General features: G+C 64.4%; 20 protein-coding genes. 5 read left to right on the top strand and 15 right to left on the bottom strand.

Going from position 1 to position 26,469, the window contains the following annotated elements:
- Positions 1-50 precede the first annotated feature (50 nt).
- From RBA40_RS25385 to RBA40_RS25395, 3 genes are all read right to left on the bottom strand, one after another.
- Positions 51-1,568 carry a DUF805 domain-containing protein gene (locus tag RBA40_RS25385; RefSeq protein ID WP_306650965.1) on the bottom strand — a complete coding sequence of 506 codons (1,518 nt, stop codon included), beginning with the start codon at positions 1,566-1,568 and terminating at the stop codon, positions 51-53.
- A 229-nt stretch (positions 1,569-1,797) separates the two neighbouring features.
- Positions 1,798-3,711, bottom strand: a complete 1,914-nt coding sequence (locus RBA40_RS25390) for a chemotaxis protein CheA (protein ID WP_306650966.1) — start codon at positions 3,709-3,711, stop codon at positions 1,798-1,800.
- Positions 3,711-4,553 (bottom strand): protein phosphatase CheZ, encoded by an 843-nt coding sequence (locus RBA40_RS25395; RefSeq protein ID WP_306650967.1) that lies wholly within the window; start codon positions 4,551-4,553, stop codon positions 3,711-3,713. Before RBA40_RS25395 ends, RBA40_RS25390 begins: the two co-directional genes overlap by 1 nt.
- 419 nt (positions 4,554-4,972) lie before the next feature.
- Here RBA40_RS25395 and RBA40_RS25400 point away from each other — a divergent pair, with 419 nt between their 5' ends.
- From RBA40_RS25400 to RBA40_RS25410, 3 genes are all read left to right on the top strand, one after another.
- Positions 4,973-5,437: a universal stress protein gene (locus tag RBA40_RS25400; protein ID WP_099876073.1), complete on the top strand. Its 465-nt coding sequence runs from the start codon at positions 4,973-4,975 to the stop codon at positions 5,435-5,437.
- Positions 5,438-5,592: 155 nt separating this feature from the next.
- The gene (locus tag RBA40_RS25405) at positions 5,593-6,237 is read left to right on the top strand and encodes a response regulator (RefSeq protein ID WP_054263975.1); all 645 of its coding nucleotides are present in this window, start codon (positions 5,593-5,595) and stop codon (positions 6,235-6,237) included.
- A gap of 469 nt (positions 6,238-6,706) precedes the next feature.
- Positions 6,707-7,516, top strand: a complete 810-nt coding sequence (locus RBA40_RS25410; protein ID WP_306651028.1) for a Crp/Fnr family transcriptional regulator — start codon at positions 6,707-6,709, stop codon at positions 7,514-7,516.
- Between the two features lie 60 nt (positions 7,517-7,576).
- On the opposite strand, the gene RBA40_RS25415 is transcribed toward RBA40_RS25410, so the two are convergent.
- The 6 genes from RBA40_RS25415 to RBA40_RS25440 form a co-directional block, all read right to left on the bottom strand.
- Positions 7,577-8,629, bottom strand: coding sequence for an outer membrane lipoprotein (locus RBA40_RS25415; RefSeq protein ID WP_306650968.1), 1,053 nt, complete (start codon positions 8,627-8,629; stop codon positions 7,577-7,579).
- Between the two features lie 141 nt (positions 8,630-8,770).
- Positions 8,771-9,421, bottom strand: a complete 651-nt coding sequence (gene pdeM / locus RBA40_RS25420; RefSeq protein WP_306650969.1) for a ligase-associated DNA damage response endonuclease PdeM — start codon at positions 9,419-9,421, stop codon at positions 8,771-8,773.
- Positions 9,418-11,892 carry a ligase-associated DNA damage response DEXH box helicase gene (locus RBA40_RS25425; protein WP_306650971.1) on the bottom strand — a complete coding sequence of 825 codons (2,475 nt, stop codon included), beginning with the start codon at positions 11,890-11,892 and terminating at the stop codon, positions 9,418-9,420. The genes pdeM and RBA40_RS25425 overlap by 4 nt, the downstream gene beginning before the upstream one ends.
- The gene (locus RBA40_RS25430) at positions 11,889-13,526 is read right to left on the bottom strand and encodes an ATP-dependent DNA ligase (RefSeq protein WP_306650972.1); all 1,638 of its coding nucleotides are present in this window, start codon (positions 13,524-13,526) and stop codon (positions 11,889-11,891) included. The genes RBA40_RS25425 and RBA40_RS25430 overlap by 4 nt, the downstream gene beginning before the upstream one ends.
- Positions 13,519-14,586: a ligase-associated DNA damage response exonuclease gene (locus RBA40_RS25435; protein WP_306650974.1), complete on the bottom strand. Its 1,068-nt coding sequence runs from the start codon at positions 14,584-14,586 to the stop codon at positions 13,519-13,521. Before RBA40_RS25435 ends, RBA40_RS25430 begins: the two co-directional genes overlap by 8 nt.
- A 61-nt stretch (positions 14,587-14,647) precedes the next feature.
- The gene (locus tag RBA40_RS25440; protein ID WP_306650976.1) at positions 14,648-16,348 is read right to left on the bottom strand and encodes a RecQ family ATP-dependent DNA helicase; all 1,701 of its coding nucleotides are present in this window, start codon (positions 16,346-16,348) and stop codon (positions 14,648-14,650) included.
- 198 nt (positions 16,349-16,546) lie between these two features.
- Between RBA40_RS25440 and RBA40_RS25445 the strand changes: the two genes are divergently transcribed.
- Both RBA40_RS25445 and RBA40_RS25450 read left to right on the top strand, forming a co-directional pair.
- Positions 16,547-16,669, top strand: coding sequence for a hypothetical protein (locus RBA40_RS25445; RefSeq protein WP_267876243.1), 123 nt, complete (start codon positions 16,547-16,549; stop codon positions 16,667-16,669).
- Positions 16,670-16,677: 8 nt separating this feature from the next.
- A complete protein-coding gene (locus tag RBA40_RS25450) occupies positions 16,678-16,827 on the top strand; it encodes a hypothetical protein (RefSeq protein ID WP_306650977.1) in 150 nt (49 codons plus the stop codon).
- 69 nt (positions 16,828-16,896) lie between these two features.
- Here RBA40_RS25450 and RBA40_RS25455 read toward each other — a convergent pair whose 3' ends face one another.
- The 6 genes from RBA40_RS25455 to RBA40_RS33620 form a co-directional block, all read right to left on the bottom strand.
- Positions 16,897-19,452 (bottom strand): ATP-binding cassette domain-containing protein, encoded by a 2,556-nt coding sequence (locus tag RBA40_RS25455; RefSeq protein ID WP_306650978.1) that lies wholly within the window; start codon positions 19,450-19,452, stop codon positions 16,897-16,899.
- 169 nt (positions 19,453-19,621) lie between these two features.
- Positions 19,622-20,761: an OmpA family protein gene (locus tag RBA40_RS25460; protein WP_306650979.1), complete on the bottom strand. Its 1,140-nt coding sequence runs from the start codon at positions 20,759-20,761 to the stop codon at positions 19,622-19,624.
- Positions 20,762-20,783: 22 nt separating this feature from the next.
- Positions 20,784-22,196, bottom strand: a complete 1,413-nt coding sequence (locus RBA40_RS25465) for an ice-binding family protein (RefSeq protein ID WP_306650980.1) — start codon at positions 22,194-22,196, stop codon at positions 20,784-20,786.
- Positions 22,197-22,511: 315 nt separating this feature from the next.
- Positions 22,512-23,657, bottom strand: a complete 1,146-nt coding sequence (locus RBA40_RS25470) for an OmpA family protein (RefSeq protein ID WP_306650981.1) — start codon at positions 23,655-23,657, stop codon at positions 22,512-22,514.
- A gap of 50 nt (positions 23,658-23,707) precedes the next feature.
- On the bottom strand, positions 23,708-25,105 hold the full coding sequence (locus tag RBA40_RS25475) for an ice-binding family protein (RefSeq protein WP_306650983.1): 1,398 nt from the start codon (positions 25,103-25,105) through the stop codon (positions 23,708-23,710).
- Positions 25,106-25,308: 203 nt separating this feature from the next.
- A complete protein-coding gene (locus RBA40_RS33620) occupies positions 25,309-26,451 on the bottom strand; it encodes an OmpA family protein (protein WP_374710552.1) in 1,143 nt (380 codons plus the stop codon).
- Between the last annotated feature and the right edge of the window lie 18 nt (positions 26,452-26,469).

A 26,469-nucleotide genomic window follows, 5' to 3' on the forward strand; every position in this document is an offset into this window, starting at 1 on the left:
TGTAAGGATAGCCGGAGCGCGCCGCCGCGGCGCGATGGCGCGCTCCTTGCCTACGTCAGCCGACCCACCAAGGTAACGCCATACATGAGGATGAACAGTCCCGCACCCACCTTGACCAGGGTGGAATCGGGCCCGGTCGCGTCGCCATAGTCGTTCTCGCCGTCGGTGCCTGGAACCAGGCAGTAAATGAGCATGGTTCCGAACGAGAAAAGAACCAACGCCACGACCATGAACTCCCTCTTGTCAAAGGCGCCCATGAGCATCATGGCCGCGAACAATCCGATCAGCCATTTGCCGCTCAGGTTCACGTCGTGCATGCGCAACACCATCAGCCGTATGGACAGATACAAGGTCGCAATGGCAACCAGGCCGCCAACGACATACATGGCCACCCCCGCGTTAATACCGACCACTGCGGCCGCAATCCCTCCGACGGACATCGCCACCATGAGCGGTATCGAGTAAGCCATTGCCCGCAGCCGGCCGATGCGGCCTTTCATCGACAAGCCGACCATGCCCGGCTCCCCGTCCGTTTCGCGCTGCGCCACCGCGCCGCCCCCCATGGAGGCCGCCGACACGCTATACACCCCGGCCTCCAGTGCATTGATGCTGGCGCCGGCGGACGCAGCGGCCATGCTGTACAGCTCCGCCGCCACCGGTTTGATATTGACGCGGCCGAGAAGCCATTGGTACACGGCGCGGTGTTGTTCGAATGCGGCGGCCGGGGCGCGGATCGTGATCGCCACCACGGTGCCATCGATGCGCATGCAGGCCAGCAGGAAGCGGCTTGCGGCTTTGTCGCCGGGGAAGGTGCCGCTAAATTCGGCGGCCTTGCCTTCGATGCGCTCGCCCCAGCCTTCGCCGTTGATGTCATATGCCGCCCCGTCCTGCGTCAGGCTGGGCATTTGCTGCTGCACCATGCCGATGCGGTTGCTCATCCACTGAGTCAGCGAGACGTTGGGACGCAGTGACCCGGTCAGTTCCAACACCATGCCGCTCTGCTTGTCCTGGAAGCGCAGGCCGCCGGACGTGCGGCTCTCGCCCCAGGCGGCCGGCACGAACAAGGCAAGGCCGATGTTGGGCATGACGACGCTGCGCGGCTCGAGCGCGCCGACATCGACGGTAGCGGCGGGCGGGCGGCGAACGCTGGCCCGGGCCGGCGCGGCCTTGCCGGGAATGACCGGTGCCGGCGCGCGAACCGGTTCAGCTGCGCGAACAGGTGCGGGTGCGGGTACGGCTGCCGATGCGGCGGTACCCGCCTTGGCGGCGGCCTTGGCCAGCGATGCGTCAATGCCCTTCCGGAGCCACTCGACCCGGTCGCCGGCGATTTCGAAGACGCGATCGCTCAAGGCGATGCGGATGCCGGCGCCGGGCTGCAGCACGCGCACCAGATCATGCCCCCGCAGCGAGGTCAGCACGCTGCCTTGCTGCGCCTCGACCTGCTCGCGCACTTCCGCCACCAGGATCGAGCGCTTGCCGTCGCCGGCGGCGTCGGTCAGATGCAATTCGGCGCCGCTGGCGGCGCTGCCGGAAACCGATCTGACGGGAACGAAGAAACGCGTGTTCACCAATTTTTTCCAGGCCGGATTCAAGGATCCATCCGCCTGTGCAGCGCTCAGCACCTGCTCAAAAGTTTCCGACGCCATCGATGAACGACTTTCAATTAAGTTTTTTAAGGAAAACAAACGATGCCATGCTGCCATGCATTCAGCTGCAAGGCAACGTCAACGTTGTCAATGATGGGGAAGAGAAGACGCGCTGCCGGGGAACGGATCGCGCGGCAGCGCTTTGGGACAATCAGGCGGCGACTTTGAGAGTGCTGCGGCAGCCATCCATGAGGAACGACAGGCCGACCACCAGTACCAGTTCGCCTTCGGCCGAGCGCGCCGTGCCGGTAATGCCGTCGACACTGATGGCGGTCATCGGCTTAATCACCAGGTCGGCGGTGCCGTCCACCGCTTCCACCGCCAGGATATAAGGCTGGGGCGCGGCGATCACGATGCCGACTTTTTCGGAGCAGGCTTCGTAACCGAGCGAGCTTGCCAGCGAGCGCACCGGCAGCGGGCGTCCCTGGTCCTTGAGCACCGGCGCGCCGCCGACATTCATGAAATTATCGGGCAGCTCGACCACGCGCTGGACCACCGCCATCGGCAGCGCCAGGGCGGCGCCGGAGGTCGACACCAGCATGGTCGGCACGATCGACAGTTCGATCGGCAGGCGGATCGCGAACTTGGTGCCGTGGCCGAGCGAGGAATCGATGTGGATCGCGCCGCGGTTCTTTTCCACCGCGGTCTTGACCACGTCCATGCCGACGCCGCGGCCGGACACCGAGGACGCCACTTCCTTGGTCGAAAAGCCCGGCAGGAACACCAGCTGGTAGGCTTCTTCGTCGCTCGGAGCGCCGTTCTCGTTGATCAGGCCTTTTTGCACGGCCTTGCGGCGCAGCGCGTTCGGGTCCATGCCCTTGCCGTCGTCCTGCAGCACGATCATGACGCTGTTCGCTTCCTGCCAGGCCTTGAGCGAGATGAACGCCTTCGATGGCTTGCCGGCCGCGAGCCGGTCTTCGGGCGATTCGACGCCGTGGTCGAGCGCATTCCTGAGCATGTGCACCAGCGGGTCGTACAGGCTGTCGACGACCACGCGGTCGACTTCCGTCTCGGCCCCTTCGATGGTCAGTTCGACGTCCTTGCCCAGGTCCTTGGCCAGTTCGCGCACCAGGCGCGGGAATTTCTGGAACAGGCGTCCGACCGGCTGCATGCGCGTGGCCAGCGTGGCGCGCTGCAGTTCGGCCGAATAGCGCGAGGCGCGTTCCAGCGTTTCGGTCAGGGTCGCCATGAGGGTGGCGGCGGGGCCTTCGAATTTGAATTGCAGCAGGCGTTCGAGCAGCACGGCAGCCTGGTTGGCGGCCTGCACCGACTCGCCGGCCACCTCGAGCAGGGCGTCGAGCTTGACGGCGTCGACGCGGATGCTGTCTTCCTTGGCGGGCGCGGAGGCGGCGCGGAATTCCTGCACCTTTTCTTCGCGGCGGTCGGCGCCGGCATCGGCAGGCTTGGCGGCGGCCGGTGCGTGTGCGGCGGCAGCCACGGGAGCGGCCGCCGGCTCGGGAGCGGCAGCGGCGACGGCCGCGGCAGGCTTCTCGGCCGGGGTGTAGGTGCCGGCCGGCGTGACCGCAACGAACATGGCTTCCCAGTCGAGGCCATCGGCGCCGGGAGCGCTGGTGGAGGCGGCGGGAGCAGGGGCGGCGGCAGGAGCGGCTGCGGCCGGCGCGGCGGCGACCGGTGCGGGCGCCGGGGCGGCCACGGGGGCTGGCTTCGGCGGCGCATCGCCCTTGCCTTCGATGGCGTTGACCAGGATGCGTTCGAGCGAGTCGGGCATCGAGGCCAGTTGTTCGGGTCTGGCGCCGTTCGACAGGTCGGTCAGCTGGTCGGCCACGAAGCCGGATGCCTGCAGCGCCGCTTCGATGGCGATCGGCGTGACCGGCGCGGCGCCGGTGCGCAGCGCGTCGAACAGGTTCTCGGTCAGGTGGCAGGCCGCCACCAGGGCCGGCAGGTTCATGAAGCCCGCGCCACCCTTGATCGTGTGGAACGAGCGAAACACCGCGTTGAGCGTTTCCTTATTGTTCGGGTCGCGCTCGAGGGCGAGCAGGTGTTCTTCTACGTTGACTGCAAGATCCATCGCCTCGACGACGAAATCCTTGAGCATATCGTCCATTAGAATCCCAGATCGGCAAGTAGGTCGTCAACATTGTCTTGATCGAGTGCGACGGACGGGAACGACGGCCCCGACATCAGCGCTGGCTTGTGCAGCAGTTTTTCGCGAACCGCCGGCGGCGCGTTGTCGCGCAGCAGCTCGGCCAGTTCGTGTTCCACCGTCTTGGTGATGATCACCACTTTCTTGATCAGCTGGCCCGTGATGTCCTGGAAGTCCTGGGCCATCATGATGTCGAGCAGGCGCGCTTTTTCGGCTTCGGTGGCGTCGGTCACAGCCTGGGCAAAGGCGCGCGAGTCGCCGGCCAGGGTCTTGAATTCGTCGATGCTGAGCTTACCCGCGAACAGGTCGGCCCAGCGCGTCTCCATGACCTTGGCTTTCTTCGACAGCACATCCTGCGCCGGCATGCCTTCGTCGAGCGTGTTGAGGACCTTGTTGGCGGCCTGCTCGGTCAGGCTGGCGACGTATTCCAGGCGGTCCTGGGCATCGACGATCTGGGTCGACGCTTCCGACAGGGCCTTGTCGTAGCCCAGTTCGCGCAGCGAGTCGTGCAGCAGGCGCACGATGCCGCCGAGGCGCTCGAACATGGGTTTGCCGTGCTCGTCGGTTTCGACGGCGGCACCGTCCGCGGCGGGGGCCGCAGCCATGGCAGGGGCAGCTGGCGCAGCCGCCGCGACAGGCGCGGACTCGGCCGGACGGGTCGAAGCGACCTGGTCGAACAAAGCTTCCATATCGTCTTCGGCAGCGGCGGCGGGCGCCGGCGCAACTGCGGGCGCCGGCTCGCTGCTGCGCTGCGCGGACACTTCCTCGAATAATGCGTCGAAATCATCAGCGGCGTCGGTCATAGTCCCTGCTTCTCCATGTTTGTAAAGTGTTCGCAATCAATCTGCTGGTGTCTGGTCGTGCCATGCAAGTTTGGGGCAGAGCATGATGCGCGGCAACATCGCCGGTTTACGCGAGTTTAGCAGCGTGAAGTGCCCTTGGTAAATCACTGTGCATGGGTCGCGGCAAAATGGCACGCGAAACTTGTGCCATCGATAATTAAAACGTGACTTTGATGTGCAATTGATACTGTGGAGTGTTGTATTTCGTAAGGGGGCTCTACGCGGAGGGGGCGAATCGAATACTCCAGGTAAAAAAACGATGTCACGTTTCTTGTCCAGCTTGCTTGTCAGTTTGATCAAGATCAAAGGTTTGCGTTCTATCAATCGCCAGATCGCGCACTACAATAGAGAATACGACCTGCTGCGTGGGAGGACTCATCATGTATCGGAAAATTCTGATTACGACGGATGGCTCGGCGGTATCGAAGCACACAGCCTGTGCCGGCGTGAACTTCGCCAAACAGATGGGGGCCGATGTGCTGGTCCTGTATGTCGCGCCGGAGTACCAGTACCCGGTGTACGTGGAAATCATTCCGCCCTCCTATCCCAGCGAAGAGGAATACCTGGCGCAGATGCGGCGCGTCGGCCAGGAGCACCTCGGGTCGGTCCTGCGGGCGGCGCAGGATGCGGGGCTGCGCTGCGAGGGGCTGACCGCGTTTGCCGACGCCGCCGCGCTGAAAATCGTCGAGGTGGCGGAGCAGCGCCAGTGCGACCTGATCTTCATGGGTTCGCACGGACGCAGCGGCTGGGGCCAGCTGTTGCTGGGCAGTGTGACGAACAAGGTACTGTCGCACACCAGCAAGCCGGTGCTGGTTCACCGGCTGATCACCGAGCCCGGAACCTAGCACTTACCTAGCAGTGCTGAATATGGCGCGAGCGACCATTTTGCCGTACCCTGTGCCGGGCCGCGGGGCATCGGCGCTGGCGCCGTCTTGCTTTTTGGTAGTCTTTTTTCAGCGGCGCGCGCGCCGTTCATGCTTACTTACCTGATTGCAATTTTATGATACGCATTGTTGTTGCCGACGACCACACGATCATGCGCGAGGGCCTCAAGCGCATCCTCGACGGCGCCCTCGACATCGATATTGTCGGGGAAGCCATCAACGGCTTTGAAGTGCTGTCGCATGTGCGCCAGGGCGGCTTCGACCTGCTGCTGCTCGACTTGTCGATGCCGGGCCGCAGCGGCGTCGACCTGATCCGCCAGATCCGCAGCGAGGCGCCCAAGCTGGCCATCCTGATCCTCACCATGCACGAGGAAGAGCAGTACGCGGTGCGCGCCATCCGCGCCGGCGCCCAGGGTTACCTGACCAAGGAAAGCGCCGGCACCCAGCTGGTGGGGGCGATCCGCAAGGTGGCCTCGGGCCGGCCCTACATCAGCACCGAAGTGGCCGAGCAGCTTGCGCTGAACATCATGACGCCCAACGAACAGCTGCTGCACAAGCAGTTGTCGGACCGCGAATTCGAAGTGTTTTCCTTGTTGGTGGGTGGCAAGTCGATTACCGAAATCGCCAACAGCCTGCACCTGAGCGTGAAGACGGTCAGCACCCACAAAACGCGCATCATGCAAAAGATGGGCATGACGTCGCTGTCGGAAATGGTGCAATATGCCGTGGCCCATCGCCTGCTGTCGCCGTTCAAGACCTGAAGCACGCCTGACTGACGGCGAAAAGTTTTAGACACCGGCGCGATGGTTTCGTGCCGAGAAACCTCAAGTAGTCGGATTCTGTACCCATCAGTAGCACCCGCTCGACACCCCCGCCAAGACCATGTTTTCACTCTGTAGAACAGCTTTTCCAATAGGAATAGTCCTACAAAGGCGCGCCCTATCCTACTCCCAGATTCAGCGTTCGCTGATATCAATGCCGGACTCGTGTTGGCATACTTAAATCCAGCGATTCGGCTTTCCTGCGGTTCATAAATTGTTCTTACGCAAGCTAGCCAGCCGTGCTGTACATCACTTTTGAAGCTCCGGTCGCAGGTTGTTCAGATCGTTGTTCAAGCCTGATACCCGCAGCCTGAAACTTCGAATTTTCCTTACCCTGGAGATGAGCATGCTGACCACGCCACCGCAAGATACCCGCACCACCACCACGTCGACCATGCATTCCTCTCCGATGGAAGCAGGGCGGCAGCGTCAGGGCCGCCTCTGGTCCAATCTCAAGGAAGTCTGCGACCTGCTGCACATCAGCGCGGCAGTCTCGATCAACAGCGAAGAGTTGCTGTTCCAGCACGTGCAATTCAAGACCGGCCAGCGCGTCCACACCATCGGCCAGGCCTTCGACACCCTCTACATCGTCAACTCGGGCTTCCTCAAGACCGTGCTCATCGATGAATTCGGCAACGAACAGGTACTCAGCTTCCCCATGAAGGGCGACATGCTCGGCGTCGACGGCATCCACACCCGCCACTATGCCTCCGAAGCGGTGGCCCTGTCCGACTGCGATCTGATCTTGCTGCCGTTCAAGAAGCTCACGGCCTTGGGCCGCGTGCACCTGGAACTGGAAAACGTCATGTACGGCGTGATGAGCCGCGAACTGGTGCGCGAACAAGCCATGATCGGCATGCTCGGCGCCCTCAGCGCGGAAGCCCGCGTGGCGCGCTTCCTGGTGTCGCTGGCCGACCGCTTTGCCGCCATGGGTTACTCGAGCAAGCTGTTCAACCTGCGCATGACGCGCCATGAAATCGGCAGCTACCTGGGCCTGACCCTGGAAACCGTCAGCCGCACCTTGTCGGCTTTCAATGAAATCGGGCTCATCACGGTCGACCAGCGCACCATCGGCATCAAGGACGCCGATGCGCTCAAAACCCTGCGCCGCCTGCCGCCATCGCGCTCGCGCGCCAAGCAGAACAGCGCCGCCAAGGCCAAGGCCGAAGCCGAACAACAGGCCGCCGACGGCAAGGTGCTGGCCACCACCACCGTCTGAGCAGCATCCGCATGAAAAAAGGCGCCCTGCGGGGCGCCTTTCTTATTCCATCACACCTGCTTATTGATCGCGCGACAGCACGCCATCCGTGATCCGGACCTTCTCGCCCACACGCAAGCCTGGATCGTTTTCGTACGTCACGGTCTGGGTGCCGCCGTTGTTAAAGCGGATCACCACTTCGTAATGCTGGGTTTTGCGGGCCCGGCGTTCGATATTGCGGCCCACGTAAGCGCCGCCCACAGCGCCGGCGATCTGCGCCGCGGTGCGGCCGCTGCCCTTGCCGACCTGGCTGCCCAGCACGGCGCCAACCACGCCGCCACCGATGGTGCCGAGATAGTTACCGTCGCCATTGACTTCGATCACGTTGATCGCGTCGACCGTGGCGCAATTGGTGCAATAACGCACCTCGCGCGGGGTCGGCGTGGCCGCCGCGACACGCAATGGCTTGCCGAGGACGGCGGTCGAGACGCGGCCGCCGACGCGCATGGTGGCCGTCACGGCGCTGTTCGGCGCAATCCGGTCGGCGCGGCGGATCGTGTAATCGCCGCTGTACTCGCCTGGTTTGACTTCCGGCAAGAAGAACACGCCGCGGGTGCCGGCGATGACCATATCGACCTTGGCGCCAGGCGTGCCGTAAACCGAAAAGGTCAGCTCATTACCCGGCGACAAGTCGTCGGTGCCCTGCACGTCGAAGCGCGCGATCCTTGGCACATCGGCGGCGCGCTCGCGGCCCTGGTTGTCGCGCGGATGGCGGCCGACGTCGCGCAGCAGCGATTCGCTGAGCACGCCGCTAGTCACCTGGTTGCCGACGCGCAGATTGGCGGTCACGGCGCTGCTGCCCGTGATGTTGTCGCGCCCGCCGAGCGTGTAGGTGCCTTCGTACTGGCCCGGCTCGGTTTCGGTCAGGTTCAGGTTGCGGTTGGCGCCGGCGATGCTGAGGGTGGCGCGTCCGCCCGGGGTGCCGTACAGGTTGAAGTTCAGCTCCACGCCGGGCTTGAGGCGGCGCACTTCTTCGACGTCGAAACCGCGGATCACCGGGGCGTAGGCGGCGGCATTGTTGTTGTATTGCTGCGCCTGTACAGGCGCGGCCAGGGTCATGGCGAAGAGCGGCATCGCAGCCAGGACTGCGGCGCGCGATGCGGCGCGGATTATTGTTGTCGTTTTGATGATGATCTCCTCGGAGGTTGTACAGCGAAGCCGGATATTTCCAGCAGTCACGTCAAGTTACGCTGGTCGCATACGGGCGTCGGTGCGCTAGCGTACGCAATGCACAGCCTCTCCCGAGCTGACGCATACATGCTCCCCCGCGCCCGGCGCGACCACGAAACCGCCCGTAAACGCGCCGAACGACGGCAGCACCATGCGCGTGGGCCCGATCAGAAAACATGGCAGGCGCAGCGAATCGAGCCGGGTCGAGAGCCGGTACACCGGATGCACGTGCCCGGCCAGCACGTAGCCCGGCGCGGCGATGTCGGGATGGTGGCAAAACGAGAACGGCGCCACCGTGTGCGGCTCGTCGACCATGCCGATCGCCAGCGATGCCGCCGGGTCGCCCGCGTGCTTGTCGTGGTTCCCGCGCACCAGCGTCAGGATCAGGTCCGGATGGCGCGCACGCCACGCCAGCATGGCGGTCACGGTGGCCGAGGCATGGGCGGCGCGCGCGTGCAAGAAGTCGCCCAGAAAGACGATCTCGCGGGTTGTATGCACGGCCATCAGCGCATCTAAAGCGTCGAGGTTCTCGGTGGTGGTCCCGCGCGGCACCGGCACGCCCTGGGCGCGAAACGAGGCCGCCTTGCCGAAGTGGATGTCGGCGATGACCAGCAGCGCGCGCGCCGGCCAGTACAGCGCTTTTTCAGGCAGCAGCAGGACCGTTTCACCGGCCAGCCGCATCTCGCGGTACGTCATGGCACGGCCGCTTTCTCCAGTTCGCGCAGCATGCGCCCGACGCGGTCCGACAGTTTTTCGGTACTGAGTTTTTCGCGGAAGCGCTCGACCATCAGCGCAAAGCCGAACGGCGTGGCGCGTTTGACTTCGCGGAAGGCCACGCCGCGCCCGTGCAGCTCGATCAAGGTATCGCGCAAGCGCGTCAATTCCAGCTCCTGCTCCATCACTTCGCGCTGCGCCTGCGTGAGCAGCAGGTTGGCCGCATCGTGCTTGCGGAACACCTCGAAAAACAGCGACGACGAGGCCTGGATCTGGCGCGTGCTTTTCGGCTGGCCGGGATACCCCTGGAACACCAGCCCGGCGATGCGCGCCACTTCGCGGAAGCGCTGCTGCGAGAGCTGGGTCGCGTTCAGGCTCGCCAGCACATCTTCGAGCAGCAGTTCGGTCGAGAACAGCGGCACCTCAAGGCCCGTCACGTTCTCGGACGCGGCCAAGAAGGCGCGCGCCCAATCCACCGGTTCAGCCGCCAGCAGCTCGAAGCCATAATCGTTGATCGCGATCGAAAACGTAATCGGCTGCACGCGCGCGATCCGGTACGCGAACAGCGAGGCCAATCCCATGTGCACCGAGCGTCCCGCGAACGGATACATGAACAGGTGATGGCCCTCGCGGCTGGTCATGGCCTCCACCACCAGCGTATCGATGGTCGGCAGCGCGGACCAGCGCTGCTGGATTTCCAGCAGCGGGCGGATCGCCTCCATTTCCGGGCCGCGGAATTCGCCCAGCGCCGCGTGGCGCAATTCTTCCAGCGCGGCGTGCGCCAGTTCCGACGACATCGGCATCTTGGCGCCCTGCCAGCGCGTCACCGCTCCGCGCGCACCGGTGGCGCGCTTCACAAATGCGGTCATCTCGTGCACCCGCACGAATTCCAGGATGCGTCCGCCGAACAGGAAATGGTCGCCCGCCTTCAGGCGCGAGATGAACGATTCCTCGACGCTGCCGATGCGTCCACCGCTCATGTACTTCACCTGCATCGTCGAATCGGACACGATGGTGCCGATGCCCATGCGGTGGCGCCGCCCCAGCGCCACGCTCGGCACGCGGTACACGCCCTCGTCGTCGGCAATGACGCGCTGGTATTCCGGATACGCGATCAGGCTTTGCCCGCCGCGCGCCACGAAATCGAGCGCCCACTGCCACTCTTCGGGCGAGAGCGCGCGGTACGACCAGGCGCCGCGCACCTCCTCGTACAGCTGTTCGGAGCGAAAACCGCCGCCCAGCGCCACCGTCACCAGATGCTGCACCAGCACGTCGAACGGCTTGTTGGGCACCAGGCGCCCTTCGATGCGGCGCGCCGCGACGGCATGCTTCGCGCCCGCCGCTTCCAGCAATTCCAGGCTGTTGGTGGGCACCAGCGTCACGCGCGAGACGCGCCCCGGCGCGTGGCCGCTGCGCCCCGCCCGCTGCAGCAAGCGCGCGATGCCTTTGGCGCTGCCGATCTGCAGCACCCGTTCGACCGGCAGGAAGTCCACCCCCAGATCGAGGCTGGCGGTGCAGATCACCGCTTTGAGCTCACCTTTTTTCAGGCCGTTTTCGACCCACTCGCGCACTTCGCGGTCGAGCGAGCCGTGATGCAATGCGATCACGCCGGCCCAGTCGGGGCGCGCCTCCAGGATATTCTGATACCACAGCTCCGACTGCGAACGGGTATTGGTAAACACCAGCGTGGCGTTGTATTCCTCGATCTCGTTGATCACCGGCTGCAGCATGGCGATGCCAAGATGCCCGCCCCACGGAAAGCGCGACACGTTGGCCGGAATCAGGGTATCGACCCGGATCTCCTTTTTCAGGTCGCCCTCGACCAGCGTGCCCTTGCCAACGCCGAGCAGCACGTCCTGCGCCTGCGCCAGATTGCCCATCGTGGCCGACAAGCCCCACACCACCAGTTGCGGGTTCCAGTGGCGCAGGCGGGCCAGCGCCAGCTGCACCTGCACCCCACGCTTGCTGCCCATCAGCTCATGCCACTCGTCGATGATGATCATGTCCAGGCTGGCGAACTGGGTCTGCGCCGCCGCGTGGCTGAGCAGCAGCGACAGGCTTTCGGGCGTGGTGATGAGCGCCGACGGCATGGCGCGCGACTGGCGCGCGCGCTCGCTTGAGCTGGTGTCGCCGGTGCGCGCGCCGACCGTCCAGCCGGGCGCCAGCACCGCCTTCGCCTCCTCCAGCGCACGCTGGGTATCGGCGGCCAGCGCGCGCATCGGCGTAATCCACAGCACGCGCAGGCCGGACGCACGGCGCTTGCCGGCCAGCGCCCCGCGCAGCAGCGCCGCAAGCCACACCGCATAGGTCTTGCCGGCGCCCGTGTTCGCGTGCAGCAGGCCCGATTCGCCGGCCAGCGCGGCGCGCCACACCGCGCGCTGAAACGGGAACACCTTCCATTTGCGCTGGACGAACCAGTCGTCGATGGCTTGTGCCATCTGGCTCTTGCTCATGTACCGGCTGCGGCCAGCAGGCCCTTGAGGGTATCGAGCGAATCGGCGTCGTCGATGGTCTTGTCGTCGCGCTTGCGCAAGATGCGCGGAAAGCGCACCGCGATGCCGGCCTTGTGGCGGCTCGACAGCGCAATGCCCTCGAAGCCGATCTCGAACACCATGGTCGGGCGAACCGAGCGCACCGGCCCGAATTTTTCGATGGTGGTCTTGCGAATCGCATTGTCGACCACCGCGATTTCGGCGTCCGTCAGGCCGGAGTATGCCTTGGCAAACGGCACCAGCTTGCGCTCGCCGCCCTCGCCGTCGGCGTCCCACACCGCGAAAGTGTAGTCGGTGTAGAGCGAGGCACGCCGGCCATGGCCCGCCTGCGCGTAGATCAGCACCGCATCGATAGTGTACGGGTCGACCTTCCACTTCCACCACGTGCCCACATTCTTGGTGCGGCCCACGCCATACTGGGCCTCGCGCGCCTTGACCATCATGCCCTCGACGCCACGCGCGCGCGACTCGGTGCGCACGCGCGCCAGTTCGTTCCAGCTGGCGGCGTGAATCAGCGGCGACAATCTGAGCTGCGGCTTCGCTGTTTCGCGCACCAGCACCTCCAGCAGGGCGCGCCGCTCATGCTGGGGCAGCGCGCGCAGGTCCACCCCATCCTGCTCCAGCAAGTCGTAGGCTACCAGCACCGCCGGCAGTTCGGCCAGCAGCTTGGCGGACAAGGTCTTGCGGCCGATGCGTTTTTGCAGGTCCGCGAATGCGGCCGGCGTGTCTTCCTCGGTCCAGATCAGCACTTCGCCGTCGACCACGGTGCCTTCGGGCAGATGCAGCGCCGCCAGTTCGGGAAAGCGTTCGGTGATCAGGTCTTCGCCGCGCGACCACAGGTAGTTTTGCGCGCCGCGCCGCACCAGCTGCGCGCGGATGCCGTCGTACTTCCATTCCACCTGCCAGCCGCCCACCTCCCCCAGTCCTTGCGGCTCGCCCTGCAACTGGTGCGCGAGAAAGAAAGGATAGGGCTGGCCGCCACGCAGTTTGTGCTCTTCGTCCGACTGGGCGGCGATCAGCTGCAGGAAGCCGGCGGCGGTGGGGCGCACGCTGCCGTCGGTCCAGCCCATCAGGCGCTGGGCAATCAGTTTGCTGTCGACCGCCGCCAGCGACGACAATGCGCGCGTGACCAGCAGTTTCGACACGCCGACGCGAAAGCCGCCGCCGATCAATTTGGTCAGCAAAAAGCGTTCGCGCCAATCGAGTTCGTTCCAGAACCCGAACAAGGCGGTGCGTATGGTGGCCGGATCGGCGCCGCGCAAGGGACCTATGCGCTCCTGCATCCACTCGGCCAGGCCGATGTCGCTTTGCTGTTCGGGCGGCGGCAGGATATGGGCGATGGTTTCGGCCATGTCGCCGACGGCGTTGTACGACTCGTCGAACAGCCATTCGTCGAGCTGCGCGTACTCGATGGCGTACTGGCGCAGCAGTTTGGTCGGCACGGCCTGGCGCGGCTTGCCGCCGGCCAGAAAGTAAACCGCCCAGGCAGCGTTGTCGGGAGCGGCGCGGCCGAAATAGGCTTGCAGCGCTTCGAGCTTGCGGTTGGTGGCGGTGGTCTCGTCGAGCTCAGTGTACAGGCGGGCAAACTCACGCATCCGTCACCTCGGGCGTTCCCTCGGGCGCGGGTTCTGTCGCTGGAGCCGCCGCAGGGTCGCCTGCTGCTTCCACGGCTTCATCCTCATCGCCGTATTCGGTGTCGAAACCGGAGGCGTCCAGGCCCACCTGGCGCAGCCAGCGCACCATGATGGGAATCGAGCCATGAGTGACGATCACGCGCGGCGCTTCGGTGGCGCGAATCGCCGTCATCAGGCCGGGCCAGTCGGCGTGGTCGGACAAAACGAACCCGCGGTCCACCCCGCGCCGGCGGCGAGCACCGCGCAGCTGCATCCAGCCGCTGGCAAACGAATCGCTGTAGTCGCCGAAGCGCTTCATCCAGGTGGAATTGCCCGCCGACGGTGGCGCGATGACGATCGAGCGCCTGATGGCCGCCTTCTCGACCTGGGTCACCAGCACGGTGGGCGGCAGCGCCACGCCGCCTTCGCGGTAGACCCGGTTGATCGGCTCGGCCGCGCCGTGGCAGATGATGGTGCCGATCGATGGATCGAGGCCGGACAGGATGCGCTGCGCCTTGCCGAACGAGTAGGCAAAGACCACGCTGGCGCGGCCCTCGTCGGCGTTCTTGCGCCACCAGCTGTTGATGTCGTCGAAAATCTCCTGCTCCGGCTGCCAGCGGTAGATCGGCAAGCCGAAGGTCGATTCGGTGATGAAGGTGTCGCAGCGCACCGGCTCGAACGGCACGCAGGTGCGGTCCGGTTCGACCTTGTAGTCGCCGGAAGCGACCCACACTTCGCCGCGGTGCTCCATGCGCACCTGGGCCGAGCCGAGCACGTGGCCGGCCGGATGCAGCGACACTGTCACGCCGTTGTGCACGATGCGCTCGCCGTATTCGAGGCCGTCGATATGGATCTCGCCCAGGCGCGAACGCAGCACGTTCACGCCGCTGGCGGCCGACAGGTAGTGGCCATGGCCGACGCGCGCGTGGTCGCCGTGGGCGTGGGTGATCACGGCGCGGTCCACCGGCCGCCACGGGTCGATGTAGAACTGCCCGGGGACGCAGAACAGTCCCTCCTTGCGTACCACTACCATGTCCGACATGCGTGCTCTCCTATGTTTTTCTCCTCGCGCCCCTGGACGGCGCTGACAGTCAGACTGCTGGTCAAGCCACTTCCACGTAATCGGCCAGGAAGGTCTTTTCGCCGTGTTCGGGAAATTCAATGGTCACCTGGTCGCCGGCCATCGAGACCACGGTACCGACATCGAACTTCGGTACGCGTACCTGGGTGCCCGGCTCGAAGTGCGGCGCCGCCGGTGCCGGCTCGGGATCGCGCTCGAATTCATCGTCACGGATCTCGATCTCCGCCACCGCCGGGGGATTGAGGCAGTTATCGCAGCGGCAGCATTTGTCGAAGCCCTCGACTTCATCCTTGAAGTAGTCGAGCAGCACCTTCCAGCGGCAAAAACCGCTGACTGAATACGATACCATCTGTTCCAGCGATTCGCGGTCGCGCTCCTGCTTGCGTGCGTAGATGGCGGACAGCTCCTCGAACAGATCGGCGCTGGCCTCCTTCGGCGTCACGATGTATTCGAGCTTGCGGTTCTGGCGCAGCAGCTTGCCGTCCTTGAGCAGCTTGAGGCAGATTTTCAGCTTGCCCGAGGCCAGTTCGTCCAGTTCTTCATTCAGGCGGTCGAAACTGACCTTCTCTTCCTGCGCCATCGCGCATACCGAATCGTAGACCGCTTTCAGGTCGTTCGCAGTCGGGTAATGCTTCACGAGGAAGAACTGCTGCAGACGCTTGTCGTCCTGGAAGTACAGCAAGGTGCACTCGGCGTCCAGCCCATCGCGCCCGGCACGGCCGGACTCCTGGTAGTAGGCTTCGAGATTGGCGGGCAGCTGCAGGTGCAGCACGAAACGGGTATCAGGCTTGTCGATGCCCATGCCGAAGGCGTTGGTGGCGACCATCACGCGCTTTTCGCCGGACATGAATTCATCCTGGTTGCGCTTGCGTTCGGCGGCTGGCAGCTTGCCGTGATAGAGCGTGGCGCTTTCGCCGGCGTTCACCAGAATGTCGAGCATCTCTTCGGCCGCCTTGACGGTGGCCGCGTAGACGATGCCCACGCCTTCGGACGCCTGCACGTATTCCAGCGCGCGCGCATAGCGCTCGTCGTTGTTGGTCACCTGGGCCACGCGGTAGTGCAGGTTGGGACGGTAGATGCCCGTATTGACAACGCTCATGCGCGCGCGGCCAAGCTGGCGGGCGATGTCGGCTACCACGTCGTCGGTGGCGGTGGCGGTCAGCGCCAGTACCGGCGGGCGTTTCAACGCGTCGATGGCGGCCGCCATCTCGAGGTACGCGGGACGGAAATCGTGGCCCCACTGCGAAATGCAGTGCGCCTCATCGATCACCACCAGGGCGACCTTGATTTCCTTGAGCGCTTCAAGGAACGATGGCGTCGACAAGCGCTCCGGCGTGCAGAACACGATTTCGTGAAAGCTGCCGCGAATGCCCTCCATGGCCGCATCTTCTTCCTCGCGCGTCAGGCTGCTGTTGACCTGCACGGCGCGCACGCCGAGCGCATCGAGCTTTTCGAGCTGGTCTTTCATGAGAGAAATCAATGGCGAGACGACAATCGTGGTCCCGTCCAGGATGCGCGCAGGAATCTGGTAGCACAGCGATTTACCGCTGCCGGTAGGCATGATCGCGAGCGTATCCTTGCCATCGAGGACGCTGTCGATCACCTGTTGCTGGCCATCCCGCAAACTCTCCACCCCGAAAATCGAGCGCAGCAGTCTATTGATGGTATGGCGGCGGGCGGCGCGGGCGCCGTTGTGGAGAAGTTGTTGGTTGTGAGTAGTCATGTCACAACTTTATGGCGCACACGCATGGTGCACCATAGGACGTCGCCTACATTTTTCGTAGGAGAATGGCAACAGCAAAACAGGCGAGCCAACGTCCTACATTTCGTCGGACGTTTTGCCGATAGTTTCTACAGAGAACCTTAGCTAAGATGATCACATACCGACAGCAATTCCCTTAACGCACGACCGGAGGACATCATGATGCGCTTATTTCCACTGACTTGGGCTGCCCTGCACGTCACCCTGGCTGGCGCCGCAACGTACCTGCTGTGCTCGACCGATGTGTTAAGCGGTACCGCGGCTGCGCTGTTTTTCCACTAAGCGCACGGATGTCCAGTATTTCCTGCGGTAACGAATTGCCTATCCGATCGACGCATCGCCTCAAGCACGGCGAAGGCGCCGATCCGACGATCATGTTGCCGGCGCGTCGCCTGATTGGCGACGCCGCCCCGGTCTGCGAGCCCACGCTGAACGCTTGACCGCGTCGCGCCTGTGGCGCAATCTTCACTTCCTTTCACTTCCGTCGCACGTGCGCGCACCGGCGTGCATCAGCTTTTCGCAGCCATGAATTTGCCGAGATAAGGCGCGGTGCGGCTGCTTTTTTCTAGCGCCAGCACGGCCGGCGGCCCGGAAAACACCACCTTGCCGCCCGCTTCACCGGCGCCCGGTCCGATGTCGATTACCCAGTCGCTGGCTGCGACGACCCGCATATTGTGTTCGACCGCGATGACGCTGTTCCCCGCTTCCACCAGCCGTTCCAGCTGCACCAGCAGCTTGTCGACGTCGGACGGATGCAAGCCTGTGGTGGGCTCGTCGAGTATGTACAGCATGCTCCCGCGCGCGGCGCGCTGCAGCTCCGTGGCCAGCTTGATGCGTTGCGCCTCGCCGCCCGACAGCTCGGTAGCCGGCTGGCCGAGGCGCAGGTAGCCCAGGCCGACATCGCGCAGCACCTCGAGCGAACGCGCCACCGGCGCTTCATCGGCAAAAAACGCGGCGGCGGCATCGACCGTCATGCCGAGCACCTCGGCGATATTCTTGTCGTTGTAAGTGACTTCCAGCGTCTTGGCGTTGTAACGCGCGCCGTTGCAGGTCGGGCATGGCGCGTACACGCTGGGCAGGAACAGCAGCTCGACCATCACCTGGCCCTCGCCCTCGCAATGCTCGCAGCGCCCCTTGGCCACGTTGAACGAAAAGCGGCCGGCGTCGTAGCGCCGCGCGCGCGCGGTCTTGGTGGCGGCGAACAGCTTGCGCACATGGTCGAACAGCCCGGTGTAGGTGGCCAGGTTGGAACGCGGCGTGCGCCCGATCGGCTTCTGGTCGACCCGCACCAGGCGCTTGATGTGCTCCATGCCCGAGACGATGCGCCCTTCGGTCGGAATGACTTCTTCGTGTTCCGGCTCCTCGCCTTCGTCCGCCTGCGCCGCCTGCGGCTGGCCGAGCGCGGCGCCAACCAGCTCGACCAGCACCTGGCTGACCAGGGTCGATTTGCCCGAGCCGGACACGCCGGTCACGCTGGCCAGCACGCCGAGCGGCAGCTCGATATCGAGGCGGTCGAGGTTATTGCGGGTGACGCCTTCGAGACGCAGCCAGGCCGCGGGTTTGCGCGGGGTGCGCGGCGCCGGCGGGTCGGCCGCGAACAGATAGCGGCGCGTGTGCGACGCCTCGATGTGGCGCAGGCCGTCCGGACGACCGCTGTACAGGATATGGCCGCCCTGCTCACCCGCCTCGGGGCCGACGTCGACAATCCAGTCCGCGTGACCGATCACGTCGAGCGCATGCTCGACCACGAACAGCGAATTACCGGCCGCCTTGAGCTGGGCCAGCGCGGTGAGCAAGGCTTCGGTATCGGCCGGATGCAGGCCGGCGGACGGCTCGTCGAGCACATACACCACGCCGAACAGGTTCGAGCGCACCTGGGTCGCCAGGCGCAGGCGCTGCAGCTCGCCCGGCGACAGGGTCGGCGTGCTGCGTTCGAGCGACAGGTAGCCCAGGCCCAGCGCCAGCAGCACGTCGAGGCGCGCGACCAGATCTTCGGCGATGCGGCGCGTGACGATGGTTTTTTCCGGATGCAGCGCCGCCGCCCTGGCATTGCGCGGTGCGCTGCCGTCGGCGAAGGGCCGCAGCAGCGCTGACAGGCGTTCGAGCGGCAGGCGCGATATGTCGGCAATGTCCATGCCCCCAAACGTCACCGAGAGCGACTCCTGGCGCAAGCGTTTGCCCCGACATAGCGGACATTCGGCGCTGACCATGTAGCGCGCCACGCGCTTTTTCATCGATGCGCTTTCGGTGGTGGCGAAGGTGTGCAGCACGTAGCGGCGCGCGCCGGTGAAGGTGCCCTGGTAGCTCGGCGTTTCCTTGCGCCCCAGCGCCGCGCGCACCTCGTCGGGCGTGAAGCCCGCGTACACCGGCGCGGTCGGCTGCTCGTCGGTGAACAGGATCCAGTTGCGCACTTTCCTGGGCAGGTCGCGCCAGGGCGTGTCCACATCGTAGCCGAGCGTGACGAGAATATCGCGCAGGTTCTGGCCGTGCCAGGCGGTGGGCCAGGCGGCAACCGCGCGCTGGCGGATGGTCAGGCTGTCGTCGGGGACCATCGATTGTTCGGTGACCTGATACACGCGCCCCAGGCCATGGCACTCGGTGCACGCCCCTTCCGGGGTATTCGGCGAAAACGATTCGGCGTACAGGAGCGGCTGGCGCGCCGGATAGTCGCCGGCGCGCGAATAGAGCATGCGCAGGGAATTGGACAAGGTGCTCACGCTGCCGACCGACGAGCGGGTGGTGGGCGAGCCGCGCTGCTGCTGAAGGGCGACGGCGGGCGGCAGGCCGTCGATATCGTCCACTTCCGGCACCGGCATCTGGTGAAACAGGCGGCGCGCGTAGGGCGAGACCGATTCGAGATAGCGCCGCTGGGCCTCGGCATACAGGGTACCGAAAGCGAGCGAGGACTTGCCCGAGCCGGACACGCCGGTGAATACGACCAGCGCGTCGCGCGGAATGTCGACGTCGACATTCTTCAGATTATGCTCGCGCGCGCCGCGCACCTGGACGAAGCCGGGCCGGGCCAGCGGTGCGATGGCGGGGGCGTCGTCGTTTTTCTTGCGCATGGGGAGCTGCCGATGATTGATCAGCGGCCATTACACGCCCGTCCGCCAGCGCCGACCGTACGCTGCCACACAAAAATTGATCGATGGCACACGCAAGCGCAGGCGATCGACGAAAAAAAACCGCGGGGCGCGCAGCCCTGCGGTTTTTTGTGCAGCAAGCCGGATCGGCTTAGCGGCGCGTGCCGACCACTTCCACCGTCACACGGCGGTTCTTGGCGCGGCCTTCGGCCGTTTTGTTGTCGGCTACCGGCTGGGTTTCGCCCTTGCCTTCGGTGTAGACGCGCGCGGCGTCGACGCCCTTGGACACGAGGTAGGCCTTGACCGACGCGGCGCGGCGCAGCGACAGCTTCTCGTTGTATGCGGCGCGCCCGATCGAGTCGGTGTGGCCGACCGTGATCATGACGTCGGCATCCATGCCTTGCAGCTTGCCGAGCAGCTCGTCGAGCGATGCCTTGCCCTCAGGGCGCAGCACGGCACTGTCGAAGGCAAACACGGCTTCGGCCGAGAAGGTCGATTTTTCCGAGACCGGATTCATCGGCTTGGCCGGCTCGGCCGGCGGCTGGGCCGCAGCTGGCGCCACGACCGGCACCACCGGCGCCGGCGCCGGCTCGACCGGAGCGACCGGCTTGGCAGCCGGACGGCCGAACTTGTAGACCAGGCCCACCGAGAACAGGTCGACATCGCCGCGGTTACCCACGGCATCGTTGACACGGTAGCGCTCGACTTCGCCGCGCAAGGCCAGTGCTTCGCTGAACTTGTATTCCAGGCCGAGGCCGGCCTTGGCGTTGAGCTTGCGCTCGCTCGGGCTTGGATTGGTCACCGCAAACAGGCGGTTACCATGGAAGCGCGTGGTCGCCTTGGCATAGTTCATGCCGGCGCGGCCAAATACCGAGAAGCGCTGCGAGAGCGGCATTTGCGCCACCAGGTCCAGATTGACGCCACGGAACCCGGCTTCACCGTTGAGGGTGCCGTTCTGGGTAGTGGTCGACTTGAAGCCGAACTTGCCCAGATCGAAGAAGCCTGCTTCAACCGCGAAGTACTGGTTCAGCTGCTTGCCGACATACAGCTTGTAGCCGACATCTTTCTCGTCGGTCGTGAACGAGTTCAGGCCGGCGCCATTGGCGGTCAGGCTGCGGATCAGGCGCACGTCATCGACGTTGGCGCGCGTCTGGCCGATATTGCCGCCCATGTACCAGGCGCTGTTGGCCCACTCCGGGTTGATGAAGACGTCGTCCGCTGCCGCTGCCTGCCCTGCAACCAGGGCGCAGCCGATGGCGCCAATGAGGCCCGCTTTTTTAGTAAATGTCATTGCTCTCTCTCAAAAATTTTTCTTATTTGGTGATCTTGTTGTTGCGCAGCGTTACAGCTTTGCCGCTCAGCAAACGACCGTTCAACACCGTCGCGCCGTCGCCCACCGTGATGTCTTCGCCACGGCTCAGAACGGTTCCCTTGAACGCGCTGTTCGCGCCCAGCGTGGTCGCCTCGACCGGCACCCAGAACACATTGTCGGCGCGTGCACCGTTAATCAGTTCAATGGTGGAGTTGGCCATCGTGGTCAGGGTCGACTTGGCGCGGAAAATGTACGGGCCGTTGCCGCTCAGGGTCAGCTTGCCGGTCAGGCTGATCGCGCCGGAATAGCAGTACACGCCAGGCTGGAGCACCAGTCCACCAAGATCGATGCCGGCGTCCGACAGGATCGCGCAAGGACGGTTGTTGGCATTGATCACGGCAACCTGCAGATCCTGATATGGACCGCTCAGCTCGAAACCGGACTTGACGTTGCGGAAGCCCAGCGGCTGCTCCGGCTCGACATTCTGTACCGGCGCACCGACGTCACCGGTCACCAGGGTGGTGCCGCCGGCATTGTTGGTGATGGTGGTTACCGCCAGCACGGCGAATTCGCGTGCGCGGCCAAGGCCAATGCCGCCGTCGGAAGGCGCTTCAATGACTGGTGGCGTCACCACTGGCGGGTTGGTCACCGGCGGCACCACTGGTGGCACGACTGGCGGAACGACTGGTGGCACCACTGGCGGAACGACTGGCGGCACGACCGGCGGCGGATCGATGATCAGTGCCGGCGTGACGGTCAGGGCGCCGGTGGCGCTCTTGTCGCCCGAGGTGGCCGTGATCACGGTATTGCCAACGGCAACGCCAGTCGCGCTGCCGGACGCGGCAACGGTAGCGATGGCGGTGCTGCCCGAGGTCCACTTCACGTCATTCGTGATGACGGCGGTCGAGCTGTCGGAATACGTGGCGATCGCGGTGAACTGCTGGCTGGCGCCCACGCGCACGCTGGCCGCGGCCGGGGTCACCGACAGGCCGGTCACGCTGATCACCGCAGGCGGGTTGACCGGTACCTGTGCGTTCACCACCAGGGTGGCCGCGCCGGTTTTGGCGCCGAAGGCGGCGGTGATGGCGGCACTGCCAGGGGTCAGGCCGGTGGCCAGGCCGCCGGCCGGGGTCACGCGGGCGATGGTAGGCGAGGCCGAGGCCCATACCGACACATCGGTCACATTGCGCGAGGTACCGTCGGCATAGCTGGCGGTGGCGATGAATTGCTGGCTGGCGCCGGTCAGCACGGTGGCCGTTGGCGGCGTGACCGTGACGCTGACCAGTTCCGCGGCCGGCAGGCCGAGAATCGGATCGCGGCCGCGGTCGCTGCTGCCGCCGCAAGCTGCCAGCAGGGACACGGCCAGCAGGCCGGTCGCGCATAACAGAGTTGTTGTATATTTTTTAATGTTCATTAAAGCGTCCTTGGGAATGAAAATTTCTCGCCGTTACGAGGTGTATTCAACACTATTCCCCTGTGCATCAGGGTGTTCTGTTCGCCAGCGAACATAACGGCTTAAAGATTGGCAACATTGTACTAAAACACAACGGGAAAGTCCTGCAGGGCTCTTTTATTGCCTTGTTCCGGCAAAAAATGGGGCGGCGGCGCATGTCGCGCTCACGCCGCCCTTGCAACTATTGCCACTGACAAGAAGGGGTCTGACCTCGATTAAGAAATGTTTCGAGTCGGAGCTCTGAGCCCGGTTAAGCAACAGTTGCTGGCGAAGCAGTTACTTGTTGACGCTGCGGGTGCCGACCACTTCCACCGTCACGCGGCGGTTTTTGGCACGGCCTTCGGCGCTCTTGTTGTCGGCAACCGGCTGCGTTTCGCCCTTGCCTTCCGTGTACACGCGCCCCGCCTCGACACCTTTCGAGACGATGTAGGCCTTGACCGCTTCGGCACGGCGCATCGACAGCTTCTGGTTGTAGGCGTCGGTGCCGACCGAATCGGTATGGCCGACGGTGACCATCACTTCGGTGTTCATGCCTTGCAGCTTGTTCAGCAAGTCATCGAGCGCGGCCTTGCCTTCCGGCTTGACCACCGACTTGTCGAAGTCGAACAGCGCTTCGGCGGCGAACGATACTTTTTCCGATACGGCAACCGGCGCGGCAGGCGCTGGCGCAGCCGGTGCCGGGGCCGGGGCGACCGTCACTGGCGCTGGCGCCGGCATCGGCTCAACCGGTGCCGGACGGCTCGCTGCAGGGCGGCCCAGCTTGTACACCAGGCTGAGCGACGCCATGTCGACATCGCCGCGGTTGCCCACGGCATCGTTGACGCGGTAGCGCTCAACTTCGCCGCGCAGGGCCAGCGCTTCGCTGAACTTGAATTCCAGGCCCAGTCCGGCCTTGGCATTGAGCTTGCGCTCGCTCGGGTGGGGATTGGTCACCGCAAACAGGCGGTTGCCGCTGAAGTGCGTGCTGGCCTTGGCGTAGTTCATGCCAATCCGGCCCAGCACCGAAAAACGGTCGGACATCGGCAGTTGCGCCACCAGATCCATGTTCACGCCGCGAAAGCCCGCTTCGCCAATCAGGCGGCCATTCTGGGACGTGCTCGCATCGAAGCCGAACTTGCCCAGATCGAAAAAGCCGGCCTCGACCGCGAAGTAGCGGTTCAGCTGCTTGCCGACAAACAGCTTGTAGGCCAGGTCGCGCTCGTCGACCTTGAACGAGTTCAGGGTGGCGCCATTGGCCGTCAGGCTGCGCGTCAGGCGCTCATTGTCGATATTGGCGCGCGATTGGCCGATGCCGGCGCCGATGTACCAGGCGCTGTTGGCCCACTCCGGGTTGACGAAGGGCTCGTCCGCCCGTGCGGCCTGGCTCGCCAGAAGGGCGCAGCCGATGACGCTCAGGGCGCCGATGTGTTTTGCTAATGTCATGATGTGCTTTCGGAAAAAAGTAGTCGGCTTGTTGGCTGCTTGCTTGTGAATTATTTGCTGATCTTGTTATTGCGCAGGGTGACCGCGGCGCCGCTCAGTGCACGGCCGCTTAACAAGCTCGTGTTGTCGCCGACGGTAATGGCGGCGGACTGGCTCAGGATCGATCCCTTGAAGACGCCGTTCGCACCGAGGGTGGTCGGTCCGGCCGGAATCCAGTACAGGCTGCCGTCCGATGCGCCACCGGTCAGCGCCACGATGGCATTGGCCGTGCTGTTGAGCGTCGACGCGGTGCGGAAGATATACACGCCGGGACCGTTGAGAGTCAGCGTGCCGGTGATGCTGATGGCGCCGGCATAGCAGTACACGCCCGGGGTGAGCACCAGCCCGCCGAGATCGACGCCCGACGCGGAACTGACGGTGCAGGTCTGGCTGTTGGCGCTGGTCACGGCAACTTGCAAGTCTTCCAGTGCGCCCGCCAGGATCGCGCCGGAGCTGTAGTTAGCATAGCCGGCGGACTGGGTTGGCGCGGTGGTTTGCGACGGTGCACCGACATCGCCGGTGACCAGAGTGGTACCACCGGAATTATTGGTGATCGACGTACCTGCGAGCACGGCAAAGCTGGATGCGCGGCCCAGGCTGATGTCGGCAGCTGGCGGCACCACTGGCGGCACCACTGGTGGCACCACTGGTGGAACGACTGGCGGCACCACTGGTGGCACGACCGGCGGTACGACTGGCGGCACCACTGGTGGCACCACTGGCGGCACCACTGGTGGAACGACTGGCACCGCGGTGACCGTCAGGACGGCGCTGGCGGTTTGGCCGCTGCTGCTGGCGCTGATCGCGGTGGTGCCGGCGGCAACGCCGGAGGCCATGCCGGATGCGGCGATCGTGCCGTTGGCGTTGGTGGCCGAGTTCCAGGTCACCGAATTGGTGATGATGGCGGTCGACTTGTCCGAATAGGTGCCGATGGCAATGAATTGCTGGGTCGAGCCCACCATGATGGACGCAGTCGCCGGCGTGATCGCGATGGACGACAAGGTCGGCGGTGGCGGCGGCACCGGTGCCGTCACGACCAGGGTGGCGGCGCCGGTCTTGCTGGAAAAGGTGGCGGTGATGGCGGCGCTGCCGGCAGTCATGCCGGTGGCCAGGCCGTTGGCAGCGCTTACGCCGGCAATGCCGGGCGACGCGGACAGCCAGGCCGAGGTCGACGTTACGTCGCGCGATGTGCCGTCGGCATAGGTGGCGGTGGCGGTGAACTGGCGCGTTTCAGTGGTAAGGACCGTGGCGTTGGCTGGCGTGACGGCGACGCTGACCAGGGCGGCGGCCGGCTGGCCAAGGATTGGGTCGCGGCCCTGATCCCCACCGCCGCCGCATGCGGCGAGGAGGGAAACGGCGAGCAATCCTGCGGTGCAGAGCAACGCCCTCGCGTGTTTCGTGATTTTCATTTTTGATTCCTTTGGGTTGGGGCCTGTGGCCGGACAGCGGCAACATCATTCACTATTGCCTTTTGTCACACGTCGCTCCGTTCGCCACCGTACATAGGCTTTTAAACGTAAAAATAATCATTACCGTAGCAACACACTGAGCCGTTAACGTCAAAAAGCCGCCGGCCCTTGCGGGCACGGCGGCTTTTCAGTACGGCGGAAGCTTACTTGGCGGTGGTACGGGTACCGACCACTTCAACCGTCACGCGACGGTTTTTAGCGCGGCCTTCTGCCGATTTGTTGTCAGCAACTGGCTGGGACTCGCCCTTGCCTTCGGTGTAGACGCGCGACGTTTCCACGCCTTTCGACACGATGTAGGCTTTCACGGCTTCAGCGCGGCGCAGCGACAGTTTCTGGTTGTACGCGTCCGAACCGACCGAGTCGGTGTGGCCAACGGTAACCATGACTTCGGTGTTCATGCCTTGCAGCTTGTTGAGCAGATCGTCCAGAGCGGCTTTGCCTTCTGGCTTGACAACCGATTTGTCGAAGTCGAACAGGGCTTCAGCAGCGAACGAGACTTTTTCCGACACTGGCACTGGTGCCGGTGCTGGTGCTGGCATTGGTGCCGGCGCTGGTGCTGGCGTTGCTTCCGGCATTGGCGCTGGTGCTTGTGCCGGCATTGGCTTCGATGCTGCCGGACGGCCCAGTTTGTAGACCAGGTTCATCGAGTACAGCTTGGTGTTGCCGTTGCTGCGCAGTGCGTCGTCGATGCGATAGTTTTCAGCTTCGGCGCGCAGAGCCAGCGCTTCGGTGAATTTGTATTCCAGGCCAACGCCGAATTTCGGGTTCAGCTTCTTCTCGCTCTTTTCGCCAGCGAACAGGCCAACTGCACGGTTACCCGAGAATTGGGTTTTTGCTTTGGTGTAATGCATACCGGCACGACCGTACACCGAGAAACGCTCGCTCATCGGCAGTTGCGCGATCAGGTCCAGGTTCACGCCCTTGTACTTCTGCTCAGCGTTGACAACGCCGCCCAAGTTGTTGGTGGTCTTGACGTTGAAGTTGCCCAGGTCAAAGAAACCGGCTTCCACTGCGAAGTAGCGGCTCAGTTGCTTACCTACAAACAATTTGTAACCCATGTCTTTTTCGTCGGTGCGCCACGAATTGACCATACCGCCCTGACCGTTCAGGTTCTTGATCACCGGAGCCGCCTTGGTGTAGCTGCGCGACTGGCCGATACCGGCACCGATGTAGGTGGCGCTGTTTGCCCACTCTGGATTCACGAACTGGTCTTGTGCCGATGCTTGTCCTGCCAGCATTGCGAAGCCGATTGCGCTCAGAGTACCGATTTTCTTAGTCAGGGTCATGTTGTATTCTCTCGTATG

Origin of the sequence: Massilia pseudoviolaceinigra (assembly GCF_030846505.1) — a bacterium.
Taxonomy (GTDB): Bacteria; Pseudomonadota; Gammaproteobacteria; order Burkholderiales; family Burkholderiaceae_D; genus Telluria_A; species Telluria_A violaceinigra.

Bases quoted from the DNA above. Each gene is read 5' to 3' on its own strand.
- RBA40_RS25410 (WP_306651028.1), top strand. From the start codon at position 6,707: ATGGAAGCAGGGCGGCAGCGTCAGGGCCGCCTCTGGTCCAATCTCAAG.
- RBA40_RS25445 (WP_267876243.1), top strand. From the start codon at position 16,547: ATGATGCGCTTATTTCCACTGACTTGGGCTGCCCTGCACGTCACCCTG.
- RBA40_RS25470 (WP_306650981.1), bottom strand. From the start codon at position 23,657: ATGACATTAGCAAAACACATCGGCGCCCTGAGCGTCATCGGCTGCGCC.
- RBA40_RS33620 (WP_374710552.1), bottom strand. From the start codon at position 26,451: ATGACCCTGACTAAGAAAATCGGTACTCTGAGCGCAATCGGCTTCGCA.
- RBA40_RS25400 (WP_099876073.1), top strand. From the start codon at position 4,973: ATGTATCGGAAAATTCTGATTACGACGGATGGCTCGGCGGTATCGAAG.
- RBA40_RS25395 (WP_306650967.1), bottom strand. From the start codon at position 4,553: ATGACCGACGCCGCTGATGATTTCGACGCATTATTCGAGGAAGTGTCC.
- RBA40_RS25405 (WP_054263975.1), top strand. From the start codon at position 5,593: ATGATACGCATTGTTGTTGCCGACGACCACACGATCATGCGCGAGGGC.
- RBA40_RS25460 (WP_306650979.1), bottom strand. From the start codon at position 20,761: ATGACATTTACTAAAAAAGCGGGCCTCATTGGCGCCATCGGCTGCGCC.
- RBA40_RS25430 (WP_306650972.1), bottom strand. From the start codon at position 13,526: ATGCGTGAGTTTGCCCGCCTGTACACTGAGCTCGACGAGACCACCGCC.
- pdeM (WP_306650969.1), bottom strand. From the start codon at position 9,421: ATGACGTACCGCGAGATGCGGCTGGCCGGTGAAACGGTCCTGCTGCTG.
- RBA40_RS25455 (WP_306650978.1), bottom strand. From the start codon at position 19,452: ATGCGCAAGAAAAACGACGACGCCCCCGCCATCGCACCGCTGGCCCGG.
- RBA40_RS25465 (WP_306650980.1), bottom strand. From the start codon at position 22,196: ATGAACATTAAAAAATATACAACAACTCTGTTATGCGCGACCGGCCTG.
- RBA40_RS25475 (WP_306650983.1), bottom strand. From the start codon at position 25,105: ATGAAAATCACGAAACACGCGAGGGCGTTGCTCTGCACCGCAGGATTG.
- RBA40_RS25440 (WP_306650976.1), bottom strand. From the start codon at position 16,348: ATGACTACTCACAACCAACAACTTCTCCACAACGGCGCCCGCGCCGCC.
- RBA40_RS25450 (WP_306650977.1), top strand. From the start codon at position 16,678: ATGTCCAGTATTTCCTGCGGTAACGAATTGCCTATCCGATCGACGCAT.
- RBA40_RS25415 (WP_306650968.1), bottom strand. From the start codon at position 8,629: ATGCCGCTCTTCGCCATGACCCTGGCCGCGCCTGTACAGGCGCAGCAA.
- RBA40_RS25425 (WP_306650971.1), bottom strand. From the start codon at position 11,892: ATGAGCAAGAGCCAGATGGCACAAGCCATCGACGACTGGTTCGTCCAG.
- RBA40_RS25435 (WP_306650974.1), bottom strand. From the start codon at position 14,586: ATGTCGGACATGGTAGTGGTACGCAAGGAGGGACTGTTCTGCGTCCCC.
- RBA40_RS25390 (WP_306650966.1), bottom strand. From the start codon at position 3,711: ATGGACGATATGCTCAAGGATTTCGTCGTCGAGGCGATGGATCTTGCA.